At 39.5% G+C, this 15172-nt stretch carries 15 protein-coding genes; 6 read left to right on the top strand and 9 right to left on the bottom strand.

All coding sequences use genetic code 11. The features are described from left to right. Both RE431_RS00625 and RE431_RS00620 read right to left on the bottom strand, forming a co-directional pair. Positions 1-1593 (bottom strand): ATP-dependent DNA ligase, encoded by a 1593-nt coding sequence (locus RE431_RS00625; RefSeq protein WP_309560025.1) that lies wholly within the window; start codon positions 1591-1593, stop codon positions 1-3. Then, entirely contained in the window at positions 1590-2612 is a 1023-nt protein-coding gene (locus RE431_RS00620) for a ligase-associated DNA damage response exonuclease (protein WP_309560024.1), read from the bottom strand. Before RE431_RS00620 ends, RE431_RS00625 begins: the two co-directional genes overlap by 4 nt. A 154-nt stretch (positions 2613-2766) precedes the next feature. On the opposite strand from RE431_RS00620, the gene RE431_RS00615 reads away from it, so the two are divergent. Beyond that, complete coding sequence (locus RE431_RS00615; protein WP_309560023.1) at positions 2767-3198, top strand: tellurite resistance TerB family protein; 432 nt, start codon at positions 2767-2769, stop codon at positions 3196-3198. Here the strand turns inward: RE431_RS00615 and fbp are convergent. Then, entirely contained in the window at positions 3171-4217 is a 1047-nt protein-coding gene (gene fbp, locus RE431_RS00610; protein WP_309560022.1) for a class 1 fructose-bisphosphatase, read from the bottom strand. The genes RE431_RS00615 and fbp overlap by 28 nt on opposite strands. A 103-nt stretch (positions 4218-4320) precedes the next feature. Here fbp and RE431_RS00605 point away from each other — a divergent pair, with 103 nt between their 5' ends. The 5 genes from RE431_RS00605 (at position 4321) to RE431_RS00585 (ending at position 9188) form a co-directional block, all read left to right on the top strand. Then, the gene (locus RE431_RS00605; RefSeq protein ID WP_309560021.1) at positions 4321-4809 is read left to right on the top strand and encodes a GNAT family N-acetyltransferase; all 489 of its coding nucleotides are present in this window, start codon (positions 4321-4323) and stop codon (positions 4807-4809) included. A gap of 56 nt (positions 4810-4865) precedes the next feature. After that, on the top strand, positions 4866-5336 hold the full coding sequence (locus tag RE431_RS00600; protein WP_309560020.1) for a GNAT family N-acetyltransferase: 471 nt from the start codon (positions 4866-4868) through the stop codon (positions 5334-5336). A 5-nt stretch (positions 5337-5341) separates the two neighbouring features. After that, positions 5342-6592, top strand: coding sequence for an aspartate kinase (locus RE431_RS00595; RefSeq protein WP_309560616.1), 1251 nt, complete (start codon positions 5342-5344; stop codon positions 6590-6592). A 41-nt stretch (positions 6593-6633) separates the two neighbouring features. After that, complete coding sequence (locus RE431_RS00590; RefSeq protein ID WP_309560019.1) at positions 6634-8439, top strand: GNAT family N-acyltransferase; 1806 nt, start codon at positions 6634-6636, stop codon at positions 8437-8439. Between the two features lie 95 nt (positions 8440-8534). Further along, complete coding sequence (locus tag RE431_RS00585; protein WP_309560018.1) at positions 8535-9188, top strand: SDR family oxidoreductase; 654 nt, start codon at positions 8535-8537, stop codon at positions 9186-9188. Between the two features lie 128 nt (positions 9189-9316). Here the strand turns inward: RE431_RS00585 and RE431_RS00580 are convergent, their stop codons facing one another. The 6 genes from RE431_RS00580 to RE431_RS00555 all read right to left on the bottom strand — a co-directional run bounded on the left by RE431_RS00580 (position 9317) and on the right by RE431_RS00555 (position 15126). Continuing rightward, positions 9317-9724: a VOC family protein gene (locus tag RE431_RS00580; protein WP_309560017.1), complete on the bottom strand. Its 408-nt coding sequence runs from the start codon at positions 9722-9724 to the stop codon at positions 9317-9319. A gap of 10 nt (positions 9725-9734) precedes the next feature. Then, positions 9735-10715: a 2-hydroxyacid dehydrogenase gene (locus RE431_RS00575; protein WP_309560016.1), complete on the bottom strand. Its 981-nt coding sequence runs from the start codon at positions 10713-10715 to the stop codon at positions 9735-9737. A 121-nt stretch (positions 10716-10836) separates the two neighbouring features. Then, entirely contained in the window at positions 10837-12186 is a 1350-nt protein-coding gene (mgtE, locus tag RE431_RS00570) for a magnesium transporter (protein WP_309560015.1), read from the bottom strand. Next, entirely contained in the window at positions 12167-12988 is an 822-nt protein-coding gene (gene rsmA, locus RE431_RS00565; RefSeq protein ID WP_309560014.1) for a 16S rRNA (adenine(1518)-N(6)/adenine(1519)-N(6))-dimethyltransferase RsmA, read from the bottom strand. The genes mgtE and rsmA overlap by 20 nt, the downstream gene beginning before the upstream one ends. Positions 12989-13009: 21 nt before the next feature. Beyond that, positions 13010-13318 (bottom strand): DUF4286 family protein, encoded by a 309-nt coding sequence (locus RE431_RS00560; RefSeq protein WP_309560013.1) that lies wholly within the window; start codon positions 13316-13318, stop codon positions 13010-13012. Between the two features lie 23 nt (positions 13319-13341). Further along, positions 13342-15126 carry a tetratricopeptide repeat protein gene (locus RE431_RS00555; protein ID WP_309560012.1) on the bottom strand — a complete coding sequence of 595 codons (1785 nt, stop codon included), beginning with the start codon at positions 15124-15126 and terminating at the stop codon, positions 13342-13344. Between the last annotated feature and the right edge of the window lie 46 nt (positions 15127-15172).

Below are 15172 nucleotides of genomic sequence, written 5' to 3'. Positions count from 1 at the left end.
TTACGGGATCAGTGCTTTAAGATCTTCCAGCGTATTGGCATCTTCCTTTTTTTTATCTTTTCTCCAGCGAAGAATTCTTGGGAATCTTGTAGCAACACCGCTTTTATGTCTTTTGGATTCTGCAATCCCCTCAAAAGCGATCTCAAAAACATGATGCGGAGTTACACTTCTAACCGGACCAAATCTTTCGAGCGTATTCTTTTTTATCCATGCATCCAGGCTTCTGAATTCTTTATCGGTCAATCCGGAATAAGCCTTGGCAAAAGTCACCAGTTCCTGTTTTTCCTCATCCCATAAACCAAAAGTATAATCTGTAAAAAGATTGCTTCTTCTACCATGACCACGCATGGCATAAGTTAGGACTGCATCAATAGTTAACGGGTCTACTTTCCACTTCCACCAGTCACCTTTTTTCCTGCCTACCAGATAAGGGGAATCCAATCTTTTCAACATTAAACCTTCAGATTTTACTTCGCGGGAATTCTCTCTTTCTGCAGCCGTTTCTTCCCAATTATTAAAACTTATGGTTTCTGAAAGATGTAAAGGCAATTCTGGATTTCTGACCTCATGATGTAATTTTTCTAGGATCTTTCTGCGTTCGCCAAATGCAGTGTCTCTGATATCTTCACCTTCCCATTCCAGGATATCATAAGCTTTTAAAATTACCGGTGTTTTTTCGAGAAGTTTTTTGCTAACGTTCTTTCTTCCTATCCTGGTTTGCAGATCTTTAAAAGTACCTATTTCGCCCTTGGGAAATGGCAATATTTCCCCATCTATCACGGTTCCGTTTGGAATAGCTTCTACAAAAGCTTCGAATTCGGGATATTTATCAGTGACTAACTCCTCTCCTCGGCTCCACACAAATAATTCATCATTCCTGATGATCACTTGCGATCTTATTCCGTCCCATTTATGTTCTGCACTCCATTCGGTTACATCGCCCAGTTCTTCGGGTTCACCTTCTATCGCATAAGCAAGGTAGAAAGGGTATGGTTTGGAAAGAAAATCTTCTTCATTCTCTTCAAGAATAAGCTTATTGAAGGTGATTTTAGAAGGTTCCCAATTCCCCATCAGTTTATAGGCCAGGATATCTTCATCAATGTCAGTTGCTTTGGAAAGCGCCCGGGTCATTAACTTCTGGCTCACCCCAATCCTGAAACTACCGGTTATTAGCTTTGTAAAAACAAAACGTTCATAATAGTTCAGATTCAGCCAGTTATCAAAAAGATATTCTTTCTTCTCTTCTTCAGATTTTGGCTTTAACTCGAGAATTTCCTGCAGAAACTGATTCAGGCTCTTTTCCGTTGAATCACCTGAAGGCGGAATGATCAAAGCAATAGTCTCAGCAAGATCTCCCACGATATGATAAGATTCTTCAAAAAGCCATAATGGTATTTTTGCCAGTTCTGATGCCCATTCCCGCATTAGTGTGGTATTAACCGGTCTTGGCGGACGCCTGTGACTCAAAATAGCAATAGTCCAGACTTTATCTTTTGGCGGAGCATTTCTGAAATATTCAGTCAAGGCTTCTACCTTCAAAGTGGTTTTGTTGGTACTATCCAAGGTTTTTATAAGGTCTGCAAATGCTTTCATTCTGAATCCTTTTCTTTATCACTCTCCAACTGTCCTGTCTCGCCTTCATACTGAGTTTCTTCAGTTCTCGCATCATAACCCTGTTCTCGAAGATATCTCGAAAAAATATCTGTATAGCCATGAGTACAGATCACTTTTTCACATCCGGTTTCTTTAATAGATTTCAGCAATCCCTGCCAGTCGCAATGATCACTCAGAACAAATCCTTTATCTATAGCTCTTCTTCGCCTCGCCCCCCTAAAAGTCATCCATCCGCTGGCTGATGCTGTTACATAAGGAACCATTTTTTTGATCCAGGTCGTTCCATGAGCACTTCCCGGGGCAAGTACAATATTTCCTTTTAACTCATCCTTTTTTGTTTCTCGAGTAATTCTGGTAGTTTTAGGGAAATCTATCTGGTCTCTAAAAACTTCAGTCATATTTTCGATCGCTCCGTGCGTATAGATCTTTCCAATAGATGTGTCCAGATGTTTCAGTAATCGCTGGGCTTTTCCCAATGAATATCCGAAAAGCACAGAAGTTCTTCCATCATTCTGATTCTCCTGCCACCAGTTATTGATATCTTCAAAAACCTGTTTTTGTGGAGTCCATTTAAATGCCGGTAAACCAAAAGTACATTCGGTTATAAACGTGTCGCATTTTACCGGTTCATAAGGCACGGCTACTCCATCATCTTCCGTTTTATAATCGCCGGTAAAAACCCATACCTCGCCTTTATGTTCAACCCTGATTTGAGAAGACCCTATTATATGTCCGGCCGGATGCAGAGAGAATTTCACTCCATTAATGCTGAAATTTTCATTCCACTCAACTCCGGAAACAACAATATCTCCAAGACGATGCTTTATAATTGGAACATTGCTGTGATGAGTAATATATTTTTTATGTCCCCAACGGGAATGGTCTGCATGTCCGTGAGAAATTATTGCTTTATCAACAGGCTTCCACGGGTCCAGATAAACATCTGCCGCCGCACAATAAATCCCTTTTTCATTAAAAGCCAGTAATGGTGTTTTCATTATTTTATTTGAAGGACATTGAATTTAATTAATAGAAAATTCAACCTGCAAGGATTAAGAAAAGATTAGCGATTGACTAGGTTTATTTTAGACCCCGCAAGTCTTTAAATACTTACTTGTTTAACTATATTTGTAGTATAAAATTGATACAATAATGTCCTTTTCAGATTTATTCGGCTCGGGAGAGCATCTACGTAACCTAAGTCACTTCGCATCTATTGTGAATCTTGCTGCAGTTGATGGTGAGATAAATGAAGATGAAGAACTACTTCTTAAGCGCTTTGCAAGAAAACTTGATATTAGCCAGGAAGAATATGACAAGGTTATAGAAAACCCTAAAGCATTTCCTTTATCTGCATACAACAGCATTGAGAGAAGACTGGAACGTCTTCACGATCTCTTCAAGATCATCTTTGCCGATCATATAATTGATGATGAAGAAAGAGAATTGATCAAAAAATACGCAATAGGTCTTGGTTTCTCAAGCCAGGCTTCTGAAGGTATTATTGAACGTTCTATCCAGATCTTCAGCGGACAATTGAATTTTGAAGATTATCGTTATTTACTTGAAAAGGAGAACGACTGAGACTGATTCTTAGTCTCGGCTTTTGCCATAAATTCTTCAGCTTTTTCTACCATTTTCCTGCTTCCGCAGAAGAATGGTGCCCTTTGATGCAATTCGGTTGGCTGGATATCCATGATTCTTTGAAATCCGTCACTGGCTTTTCCTCCAGCCTGCTCGGTAAGAAATGCCATTGGGTTACATTCGTATAGCAACCTTAATTTACCGCTGCTATTTTTCGAACTTTTTGGATACATAAAAATTCCACCCTTGATCATATTTCTATGAATATCTGAAACCATAGAACCAATATACCTGGAGGTATAAGGTCTGTTTCCTTCTTCTTGCTGACAATATTTAATATAGTCTTTCACACCCTGAGGAAAATGAACATAATTTCCTTCGTTTATAGAATAGATCTGTCCCTCTTCAGGAAATTTCATATCTGGATGCGAAAGATACCACGATCCAAGTGCAGGGTTCAGGGTAAAGCCATTTACTCCGTGACCAGTTGTATAAACAAGCATGGTAGAAGTCCCGTAGATAATATAACCCGCGGCAACCTGCTTATTTCCGGGTTGAAGAAAATCTTCGCTTTGCACCGGAGTTCCTACTGGTGTAACTCTTTTGTAAATGGAAAAAATAGTTCCTACTGAAACGTTCACGTCTATATTCGAACTTCCGTCAAGCGGATCCATCAAAACCACATATTTGTTCTGGTGATCTCCTTTATGACCTTCGATCTGAATAAAATCATCATTTTCTTCGGAAGCGATACCGCAAACGATCTCCCTATTGGTAAGGGTTTGAATAAATTTATTGTTCGCATAAACATCCAGCTTTTGCTGGTCTTCACCCTGAATGTTGGTTTCGCCGTAAGCGCCTATGATGTCTACCAGTCCGGCTTTATTTACTTCGTGATTTACTACTTTGGCGGCTAATCTTAGAGAGTTGATAAGTCTTGAAAGTTCCCCCGAAGAACCCGGGAAATCTGATTGATTTTCAATGATAAATTCTCCAAGAGTTTGATTTGGCTTAGGCATGAATTCTTTTATTTTTCGCTGGCTAAAGTATTAAATTTTAAACTTACTACAACGTTTTCGCTGACAATAGTAACATTGTTTATTTTTGTGTAAAACTATTTATATGGAAATTAACATACGCAGGGCAAAAGAGGAAGATATGGCAGCGGTTCTTGATTTAATAAATGAACTCGCGGTATTTGAAAAAGAACCAGATGCGGTGATCATAGATGAAAAAGACCTTATTCGTGACGGTTTTGGAGAGAATCCAGCCTTTCATTGCTTTGTAGCCGAGGCAGATGGTAAAATTGAAGGTATGGCTTTGGTATATTTCAGGTACTCAACCTGGAAAGGAAAAACAGTTCATCTCGAAGATCTAATTGTTCGAGAAAAGTTCAGAGGAAAAGGTCTTGGCTCTGCTCTTTATACCGAAGTCATAAAATTCGCAGCAGACCAGAAGGTAAAAAGAACCGAATGGGTGGTTCTAAACTGGAATAAGGGAGCGGCAGATTTTTACAGAAGAAGCGGTGCAGATGTGATGGAAGATTGGGATACCGTGCAGATGGATGAAGCTTCGATGCACAAATATCTGGAAAATAAAGGCGTTCTTTAAGATGGCTTTAATAGGCTTATGATTTTCAATGCTTATTTTTGTTAAAAATCTGAATTATGGAATACACTATACGCGAAGCCAGAAGAGAAGATATGAGTCAGGTGCTGGAACTTATCAAAGAACTGGCAGCACATGAGAATCATCTAGATGATGTAGAAGTAAGTATCGCCGATCTTGAAAAAGAAGGCTTTGACAATGGTAACTTCAAATGCTTCGTGGCAGATGTTTCCGGGAAGATTGAAGGTATGGCACTGGTATATTTCAGATTTTCTACCTGGAAGGGAAGAACCGTGCACCTGGAAGATCTCATCGTAAGAGAAAGCATGAGAGGAACAGGTCTTGGAGGTGCTCTTTACAAGCAAGTTGTGAAATACGGGCATGATCATGGCGTTAAACGTATAGAATGGGTAGTTTCTGAAGGCAATAAGAACGCGATAGAATTCTACGAGAACACAGGAGCCCAAATCAAGGAAAGCTGGAAAACCGTGCATATGGAAGAAGGCGGAATCCAGAAAAATATCAAATAATAGTGATCAAAGTTTTTAAGTTTGGTGGCGCCTCTGTAAAGGATGCCGACGGAGTAAAAAATCTAATCAAAGTTCTTAATGAAACCGGAAGCGAAAATAAGCTCATCGTGATCTCGGCGATGGGAAAAACTACCAATGCTCTGGAAGTAGTAGTTAGGGATTATCTCGAAACCACCAAAATCCCAAAAAGCCTGGACGAGGTCAAGAACTATCATCGAGCAATTCTGGAAGAACTTTTTCCGAATAAAGAAGCACAGGTCTACTTTAAAGTTGAAACCCTATTTACAGAACTTGAAAATTTTCTTCAGCATAATAAATCACATCAATACGATTTCGTTTACGACCAGATCGTAAGCTTTGGTGAGCTTATTTCCACAACGATCGTAAGTGAATATTTGAATTCTCAGAACATTGCTTCTAACTGGCTGGATGCTCGAAATTATATCAAAACCGACAGCACTTATCGTGACGCTCAGGTAAACTGGACAAAAACCCAGGAATTGATCCAGAAAGATATAGATGCAGATAAGCTGAATATCATTCAGGGATTTATTGGATCAGATCCTAATAATTTTACCACGACCCTTGGTAGAGAAGGATCAGATTATTCTGCTGCGATCATGGCATATTGCCTTAATGCTGAGAATGTAACTATCTGGAAAGATGTTCCGGGAGTACTGAACGCAGACCCAAGATTCTTTGAAAAAGCCCAGTTGTTGAACCATATCTCTTATGAAGAAGCGATTGAACTTGCTTTTTACGGAGCATCGGTGATTCACCCAAAAACTCTTCAGCCTCTGCAACGTAAGGAAATCCCTTTATTTGTTCGCTCTTTCATTAATCCTTCAGAAGAAGGAACGGCGGTGAGTAAAGGCAAGTCTATCTTTCCTGAAATTCCATGTTTTATAGTAAAGAAGAACCAGGTTCTTATCTCTTTATCATCCCTAGATTTTTCATTCATGGTAGAAGAGAATATTTCAGAAATCTTCAGGCTCTTCCATCAATACCAAATGAAGGTAGATCTTATTCAGAATTCTGCCATTAGTTTTAGGGTTTGTGTGGATAATAAATTCAACCAGCTAGAAAAGCTCATTCAGCATTTAAAAGCGAGGTTCAAGGTAGATTACAAAACCGGTGTTTCACTTTATACGATAAGACACTTTAATGAAGAGGCTATAAATTCCCTCGAAAAGGATAAAAATGTGCTTCTAAAACAACTTACTCAGAATACAGTTCAGCTCGTTGCCGAAAACTAAATTTTGATTTCTTATTTTTGATTGAACCAAACCAATCATCTATGGGAATCGTTAGTGCCAAAGAAGTTGCAAATGTCATGAACCTACGCAAATTTGGATTCCTTGGAACAGGGATTGGCTGGATGGTTCTCAAGACTACCAAACTATCCAGGATCAACCGCGAATATGATAAAAGAAAGCATCTAAAAGGCACTGATTTCATTGAATCTATTCTGAATGAATTCGAGATAGATTTCGAGATCCCGGAAAAAGATCTGAAAAGAATCCCCAAAGACGGCCCGTTTATAACCATTTCTAACCATCCTTTAGGTGGAATAGACGGAATGATATTGATGAAACTGGTGCTGGATAAAAGACCTGACTATAAAGTGATCGCCAATTTCCTTTTACATCGACTTGATCCTTTAAGACCTTATATACTTCCGGTTAACCCTTTCGAGGATCATAAAGATGCAAAATCCAGCCTGAGTGGAATGAAGAATGCTATCTCGCATTTGAAAGAGGGTCACGCACTTGGAATTTTTCCGGCAGGAGAAGTATCTACAGACAGAGATAATCATCATATCGTAGATAAACCCTGGGAACCTTCAGCGATGAAGCTTATCCAGAAATCGAAGGTTCCGGTGGTTCCTATCTATTTTCATGCGAAGAACAGCCTGTTCTTTTACAAGTTAGCATCGATGAGCGACGTATTAAGAACAGCAAAATTGCCTAGTGAGATGCTAACGCAAAAGCGTCGAAAAATTAAGGTAAGAATTGGACATCCAATATCTGTAGAAGACCAGCAGGAACATTCAAATTTAGAGGCCTATACAGCTTTCTTGCGCAGAAAAACATATATGCTGGCGAATGTCTTCGAAAAGAAAAAACTTTTATCCAAACTTCCGAAAACATTAAAAATACCGCGATCGCCAAAGGATATTGCTGAAGAGACCAATTCTGAACTCATGAATATTGAAATCGAGAATTGCCGAAAAATGGATAAACGCCTGCTTCAGAGTAAGAATTATGAAGTATTCCTGGCTAAAAGAGAGGTGATACCAAACATCCTGAACGAAATAGGAAGATTACGTGAGATCACTTTTAGGGAAGTTGGCGAAGGAACTAATAATAGTACCGATCTTGACAAATTTGATGACCATTACCATCATTTATTCCTGTGGGATAACGAAGCCGAAAAGATCGCCGGTGCATACAGAATGGGAATGGGAAATGAGATCTTTGCCAACCATGGTATTGATGGTTTCTATCTTCAGGATCTTTTCAGGTTCGAGCCAGAATTATATAAAATGATGAGTCAGTCTATAGAAATGGGGCGGGCCTTTATCATCAAAGAATACCAGTTAAAACCAATGCCCTTATTCCTTCTCTGGAAAGGGATTGTTCACTGTACTTTGAGATTTCCGGAACATAAATACCTTATTGGCGGTGTGACCATCAGTGATAAATTCAGCAACTTTTCAAAATCACTGATGATCGAGTTCATGAAATCAAATTATTATGATCCATATGTTGCTCAATATGTACATCCTAAAAAAGAATTCAAGGTAAAACTTGAAGATGCCGATAAAGACCTGGTCTTTGATGAAAGTGAAGCCGACTTGAACAAATTCGATAAGATCATTGATGAACTGGAGCCGGAAAACCTTCGATTACCTGTACTCATTAAAAAATATATTAAACAGAATGCAAAGGTGGTGGCCTTTAATGTTGACCCGCTTTTCAACGATGCGGTAGACGGACTTATGTACATTAGAATTGCTGATCTTCCGGAGAGCACAGTAAAGCCGGTTATGGAAGAATTTCAGAAAGAACTGGAAGAAAGAGCATCTGCCAACGGAAAGTAGATTTTCATTGTTAAGATACTGTTATTCCTGCTTTCTCTCTGGGGAATCTTTCTATTCCTCCTTATCTTGTTAAAAGTAAAAATGATCAAAAAATTATGGAAAATATATTAATTGCCGGAGCAACCGGACATACAGGAAAAAGGGTGATCGAGATCCTTAATAACTCGGAAAGTTTTAATCCGTTAGCGCTGATTAGAAAAGAAGAGCAAAGACAACAATTTGAAGACATGGAAGTTGAAGCCGTGATGGGTGACCTGGAAGGTGATGTAAGCCACACCATGAAAGGAATTGACAAAGTGATCTTTGCTGCTGGATCTGGTGGAAGCACTGGTAAGGACAAAACCATTGCTGTAGATCTTGAAGGAGCAAAAAAGCTAATAGATGCAGCGAAAAATGCGAAGGTGAAAAAATTCGTGATGCTAAGTTCCATGGGAGCTGATGATCCTTCAAAAAATGAAGATCTAAAGCACTACTTGGAAGCTAAGAAGGAGGCAGATGAGTATCTTCGTGAAAGCGGCCTACCTTACACCATTGTACGTCCCGGAGCATTGACCGATGATCTTGGACTGGCGAAGGTGAAAGTTGCCAAAGGATCCTTGAACGAAAGAGGTGAGATCTCCAGAGATGATGTTGCTTTTATCCTGGTAATGTCATTGGCAGATCCATTAGTGAAGAATGTCACATTTGAAGCCATTGAAGGTGAAGAATCTATTAAATCTGCACTTATTGATCTAAGTCAATTAGGATAAATAAGTATTGAATGATAATAAAAAAGCCATGCAAGTTGCAGGGCTTTTTTTGTTTTATATACCAATTTCACCCTGAACATGTTTCAGAATTTCAAAAAATGAGAAATTGAAATAATGGAGCTTTATTCCTATAACTTCTCCTCCTGCTGATCTAGGAAAACTATATCTACAGGTTCCCATAATTCTATCTTATTCCCTTCAGGATCCATGATCCATCCAAACTTACCGTAATCGTAAGTTTCCATTTCGCCAACTACCTCAACTCCTTCTTCTTTCAGGACTTTCAGTAATTCTTCCAGGTTTTCAACTCTGAAATTCATCATGAACTGCTTCTCTGAAGGTTGATAATAATCTGTATCTTCATTCATTGGGCTCCATTGTGTAGAGCAATCATTTCCTTCTTTATCTTTCCACCAGAATGTACAACCATACTGGTCTGTATTCAGACCCAAATGATCTTTATACCAATTCTTGAACTTTTCTGGATCTTTGGACTTAAAGAAAAATCCGCCTAAACCTGTTACCCTGTTTTTCATACTATTGAAATTATTTCTCGTCACCCTCGCCAAAAGTAGCTATGATCTTATCTGCGATCACCGTAGCCAGGCCTTCATGAGATTCTTTGGTCCAACCCGCAACATGCGGACTTAGCAATGTATGCGGCATAAACATCAATTCTCTTAAGGCTTCCGGAATTGGATCTGCAGCGCTTATGGAAACATTCTTCTTATTTCCGAAAAGACTTTCGAACGAGGCTTTTTCATACTCTAAAACATCAAGTCCTGCTCCCAAAACCTTTCCTTGTTTTAAGGCTTCAACAAGATCTGCGGTCACCACGCTCTTTCCCCTGGCGGTATTGATAAACCAGAATGGCTTTTTAAATTTCGAGATGAATTCTTTATTGAACATATGCTCGGTCTTTTCAGTAAGCGGAATATGAAGGCTTACCACATCGGCTTTCTCAAAAAATTCATCATAACCTACCTGGCGTGCATTTCCATCTGAAATTCCTTCCTTGATATCGTAAAAAATCACATCTACCTCAAAACCTTTCAGTTTTTTCGCAAAGGCTTTTCCCATATTCCCGTATCCTATGAGACCTACGGTTTTACCATCAAGTTCCACTCCGCGGTTCTCTTCTCTTTGCCACAGCCCTTCACGAACCTCTTTATCAGCTTTATTGAGCCTGTTGAAGAGCGATAATAGCATTCCCAGGGAATGTTCTCCCACAGCATTTCTGTTCCCTTCAGGAGCAGAGAAAAGCTTTATTCCTCTTTCTTCAGCATAATCTACATCGATGCTTTCCAGACCTGCACCCACCCTTGCGATGAATTTTAGGTTTGGTGCTGCATCAATAAATTCTCTGTCTATTTTATAACGGCTTCTAATTACGATCCCGTCATATAAATGTTGATTTTGAAGAGTTTCCTCTCTTGTCTGTTCGTAACCTTCAATATTGTGATGCCCCGCTTCTTCAAGCTTTCTCATCAACGTTGGATGATTCGTGTCGGCATGCAGAATAATCATATTCTTTTCTTTTTCTAATTAGTAATAAAATAGCATTCTCCGTAGTTTCAGCCAGATAGCGAAAACGGAACTTACAAATTTAAAGAATGATTTTCAGCCCCCGAAAAATAGGCAAGGCTTTCTAGAATCCCAGGATGGTTTTGGCCAGAAAAAAGAAGATAAAAATCCCAAAAATATCGTTACTGGTGGTGATAAAAGGCCCGGTAGCGATCGCGGGATCTATTCCCTGTTTATCGAGGATAATAGGTACAAAAGTACCAATTAACGCAGCAATGATGATCACGGTTAATAAAGCCAGAGCGATGGTAAAACTTACGATCTGTGGCTGTCCTACAATGTACCCGAAAATAATTACCAAAGTTCCCAGGGCAATACCATTGATAAGAGTTAATCCCACTTCCTTTAATAACCTGTTGAACAGGCTACCTTTTAGATTATCATTTGCGAGACCCTGAACGATGATCGCGCTTGATTGCACTCCAACATTTCCGGCCATCGCAGCGATTAGCGGCGTAAAGAAAAATAGCTCTACATAATTTGAAAGAGCTTCATCAAAGCTCTTCATAACGTATACAGAACCTAATCCACCAAAAAGTCCGAGAATAAGCCATGGCAAACGCGCACGGGTAAGTCTCCAGATACTGGCATCTGCCTCTACATCTTCAGAAATACCTGCAGCCATCTGGTAATCCTTTTCAGCTTCTTCCTTGATAAAATCTACAATATCGTCAATGGTAATTCTACCTACCAGTCGGTTCATTTCATCTACTACAGGAATAGCCTCCAGGTCATATTTTTGCATGATACGAGCCACCTCTTCTCCTTCGGTATGAACGTTCACAAAGTCTACCTGCGGAATGTAAATATCACTGATATTGGCGTTACTCGATGCGGTAAGCAGATCTTTTAGAGAAAGCCTACCTTTTAATTTATTTTTGTCATCTACCACATAGATAGAATGTACACGGGTCACGTTCTCGGCCTGTTTACGCATTTCTGCCATACAACCGGTCACACTCCAGTTCTCGTTGACTTTCACCAGCTCTTTCGCCATCAAACCACCGGCAGAATCTTCATCATAACGCAATAGCTCCACGATATCATCGGCGTGTTGCTCATCGGTCATTTCAGAAATTACGTCCTGTTGTAATTCAAGGGAAAGTTCAGAGATGATATCTGCCGCGTCATCGGTATCCATCTCATTAAGCTCTGAGGCGATCTCTTTAGCTGAAAGGTTTTCAAGAATTCGCTCTCTTACCCCTTCTTCCAGCTCCATAAGAGCCTCGGCCGTCTTTTCACTATCCAGAAGCTTCACCAGGTAGGTGGCTTCTTCCAGGTTCAATTCAGTTAGAATTTCAGCAATATCAGCGTGGTGCACGTCTTCAAGGTGCAGCAACAATTCCTCATCGTTCTTTTCTTCAATGAGGTACTGGATCTTATCTATTAATTCATCACTTATTTGAAACTGCATACGGCTCAATTTTTTTGGTCAGTTCTATAAACTGCTGGAAACCGAGTTGTTCCGGCCGAAGGCCAAAGATAGCATCTTCCCTCAAATTATCAGGAAGATTAAGACTTTTTAAACTATTGCGCAGGGTCTTTCTGCGCTGGTTAAATGAAGTTTTAACGATCCTGAAAAACAATTTTTCATCGCAATCCAGGCTGAAATTTTCTTTTCGTTTTAGTCTTAAAACTCCGCTGTCGACTTTTGGCGGCGGATTAAATACCGAAGGCGGCACCGTAAAAAGGTATTCTGCTTCATAAAATGCCTGCGTAAGCACGCTCAAGATCCCATAAGTCTTATTTCCTTCTTTTTCACAGATACGTTTAGCCACTTCTTTCTGAAACATTCCGGAAAACTCCGGAATCTGGTCTCTCATTTGAAGAACTTTGAAAACAATCTGGGTGGAAATATTATAAGGGAAGTTGCCTATCACAGCAAACTGTTCGTTTCTGAAAATCTGCCCCAGGTCATGCTTTAAAAAATCCTTTTCATGTATTCTTCCGCGAAGATGTAGATAGTGACTTTCAAGATATTCCACGCTTTCGGTATCTATCTCTATCACATGAACTTCAGTTTCTTTTTCCAGAAGATACTTGGTAAGCACTCCCATTCCCGGGCCTATTTCCAAAACTTTATCATAGCCCTGAAAACTAAGTGTGTCAGCGATCTTAGCCGCGATATTCTCATCGGTAAGGAAATGCTGTCCCAGATGTTTCTTTGCTCGTACATCAGATGAGTTTCCCTGAGGAGCGCGGTTCTTATTTTTCATATTTGAATTTTTGAGCAGTGATTATTGCTCTGTGATCACTTCCAGTTCTGTTCTAAAAGCTACGAATTTACCATCAAAGGCTTTTGATTTTGAGCGAAGTTCTTCTGCATTTTCTTCATAATAGCTCTCCAGCATTTCTTTGCTTTCAGAAGTATATTGCACGGAATAAGTGATTCCTCCCATTGGTTCCTGTACCATTACGCGTGTCATCAGCGCTTTGGTGAATTTTTTAGTGTTCAGCATATCTGGAATATGCTCATCTTTCATCCATTTTAGCCAATTGTCGTGAATATCTTCCTGTACGTTAAGGGTTACGTTATATATGATCATTGCTGAATTTTTATTTTTCGGAATTACTCTATCGTATCTCCGCGAAGCATCCTGTACTTTTTACGTGCTTCTACAAAGTAAATACTGTCGGCAAAGTTAAAGATAATTTGCTCGTAAAGCGACTTTGCCTTGTCTGGATCCTGAAGTTGGTTCGCGTAGAGTTCTGCCAGGAAATAATGCGCGTTATCTGAAAGTATATCATCGTTAAAAGAATCGATGATCTGCAGGTAGTTCTTTTCGGCTTTCTCAAAATTCTGCTCTTCCTCGTATAATTTCGCCTGACTCAATAAAGCTTCATCCTCGATCTTCTCCCCTTTGTGATTAACTAGGATAGAATCCAGCGCCTGAATGGCTTCAGGGTTTTTTTTCTGAAATGCCAGCAGATCTGCCTTGGCATATTTCTTTAAAGCTGTTTGAGTTGAATCTTCCAGGGAATTATCACTAATAAGCAAACTAAGTTCCATCGCATCGTTAGCAATAAGCTGTGAAGTGGAGGATTTTAAAATATCGAGCTGGGTCTTTGCCCATTTAAAATCGCCTTTATAATAACTGGTTTTTGCCACTTTAAAGCGGGCGTCCTGGGAAATGACATCGTTCTTTACCAGGTTCTGGATCTGGGAATAATAGATCAATGCCTCATTGAATTTTTCCTGAACTACGAGGATATCTGCCAAGGCCATTTTCACTTTGGCCAGGTTAAAATTATCAGGAGTTATATCTGCTGAATTTTTTAGAAGTGTGATCGCATCTTCATTTCTATCCTGTCGAAAAGCCATGAAATTCGCATAATCTATCTGAATATCCAGGGTTTCCATATTATAACCATATTCATCCAGCAAGGTTTTAAAATCTTCTTCCACTTTTGCCAAATCAGATTTACCTGCGATTTCCAGTTCTATTTTCAATAAGAAGTGACGTGCCTGCAGATTAAAAGTTCGGGAAGGAGATTCTTCAATAGCATAAGAAATGATCTCTTTGGAGGTTTCATATTCTTTTGCTTCACGAGCCAGCACAGCAAGATTCAAAATTCCCTGCAAAGAATTTTCTCCTCTTTTAAAGATCGCTCGTTCCTGGGCAAAAGCCTTGTCAAAATCTTTCTGCTGAATAAACAGCCAACTCAACATTTCGTTGTATAATAACTGTGGTTCCTCCTGAAGCCTTTTCAGCAGAAGCTTTCTAAAAATGATATTGGCTTCAGATTGCGGGTCTTCAGAAATATAACGGTTAAACTCCCTGTTTGCGATCCCGTAGAATTTCATGTCATCCTCAATAAGATCCAGGTAGTTGCTAAACATCTCTTCTATCTTTCCCTGTTCACCGTATATACGCGCCAGCTGAAGGTTATAATTGCGGTCTGTGCTCATTTCCATTGCTCTTTCATAAGCTTTGGCAGCATATTCCAGCAGATTATATTGCTCAAAACCACGAGCGATGGAATAGGCATAATTGGGTCTGCCTTCTATAGACTGTAGCGCTTCATCATAAAAACGAGTAGATCTTGCCTCATCATTCTGAAGTTCAAAATTGTGCCCTAATTCAATAAGAATAGAAGGATTATTTGCCGATCGGTTAAGACGCTCCATGAGAAGCCTTTCAGCTTCTTCAAAGTTTTCCATTTGCTGGTTAGAAGAGACTACGCCATTGAAATAAACAGGATTTGCGGGATTTTCCTCGTAAAGTTTCTGGTATACTTTTAAGGCCTTTTCATATTCACCCTGATCAAAAAAATTCCTGGCCAGCTGTTCACTTTGAGCATAAAGTCCACATCCGGCTAACCACCATAAAGCTATAAAAACAAAACAGCGCATATGTAAATATAAACATTTGCGCTGTTTTAATATGGTGATAGACAGA

The sequence above is a fragment of the Christiangramia sediminicola genome, from assembly GCF_031344135.1.
GTDB lineage: Bacteria > Bacteroidota > Bacteroidia > Flavobacteriales > Flavobacteriaceae > Christiangramia > Christiangramia sediminicola.
The sequence above is the reverse complement of the archived record's forward strand: the minus strand, read 5'-3'. Positions and strand labels throughout refer to the sequence as shown.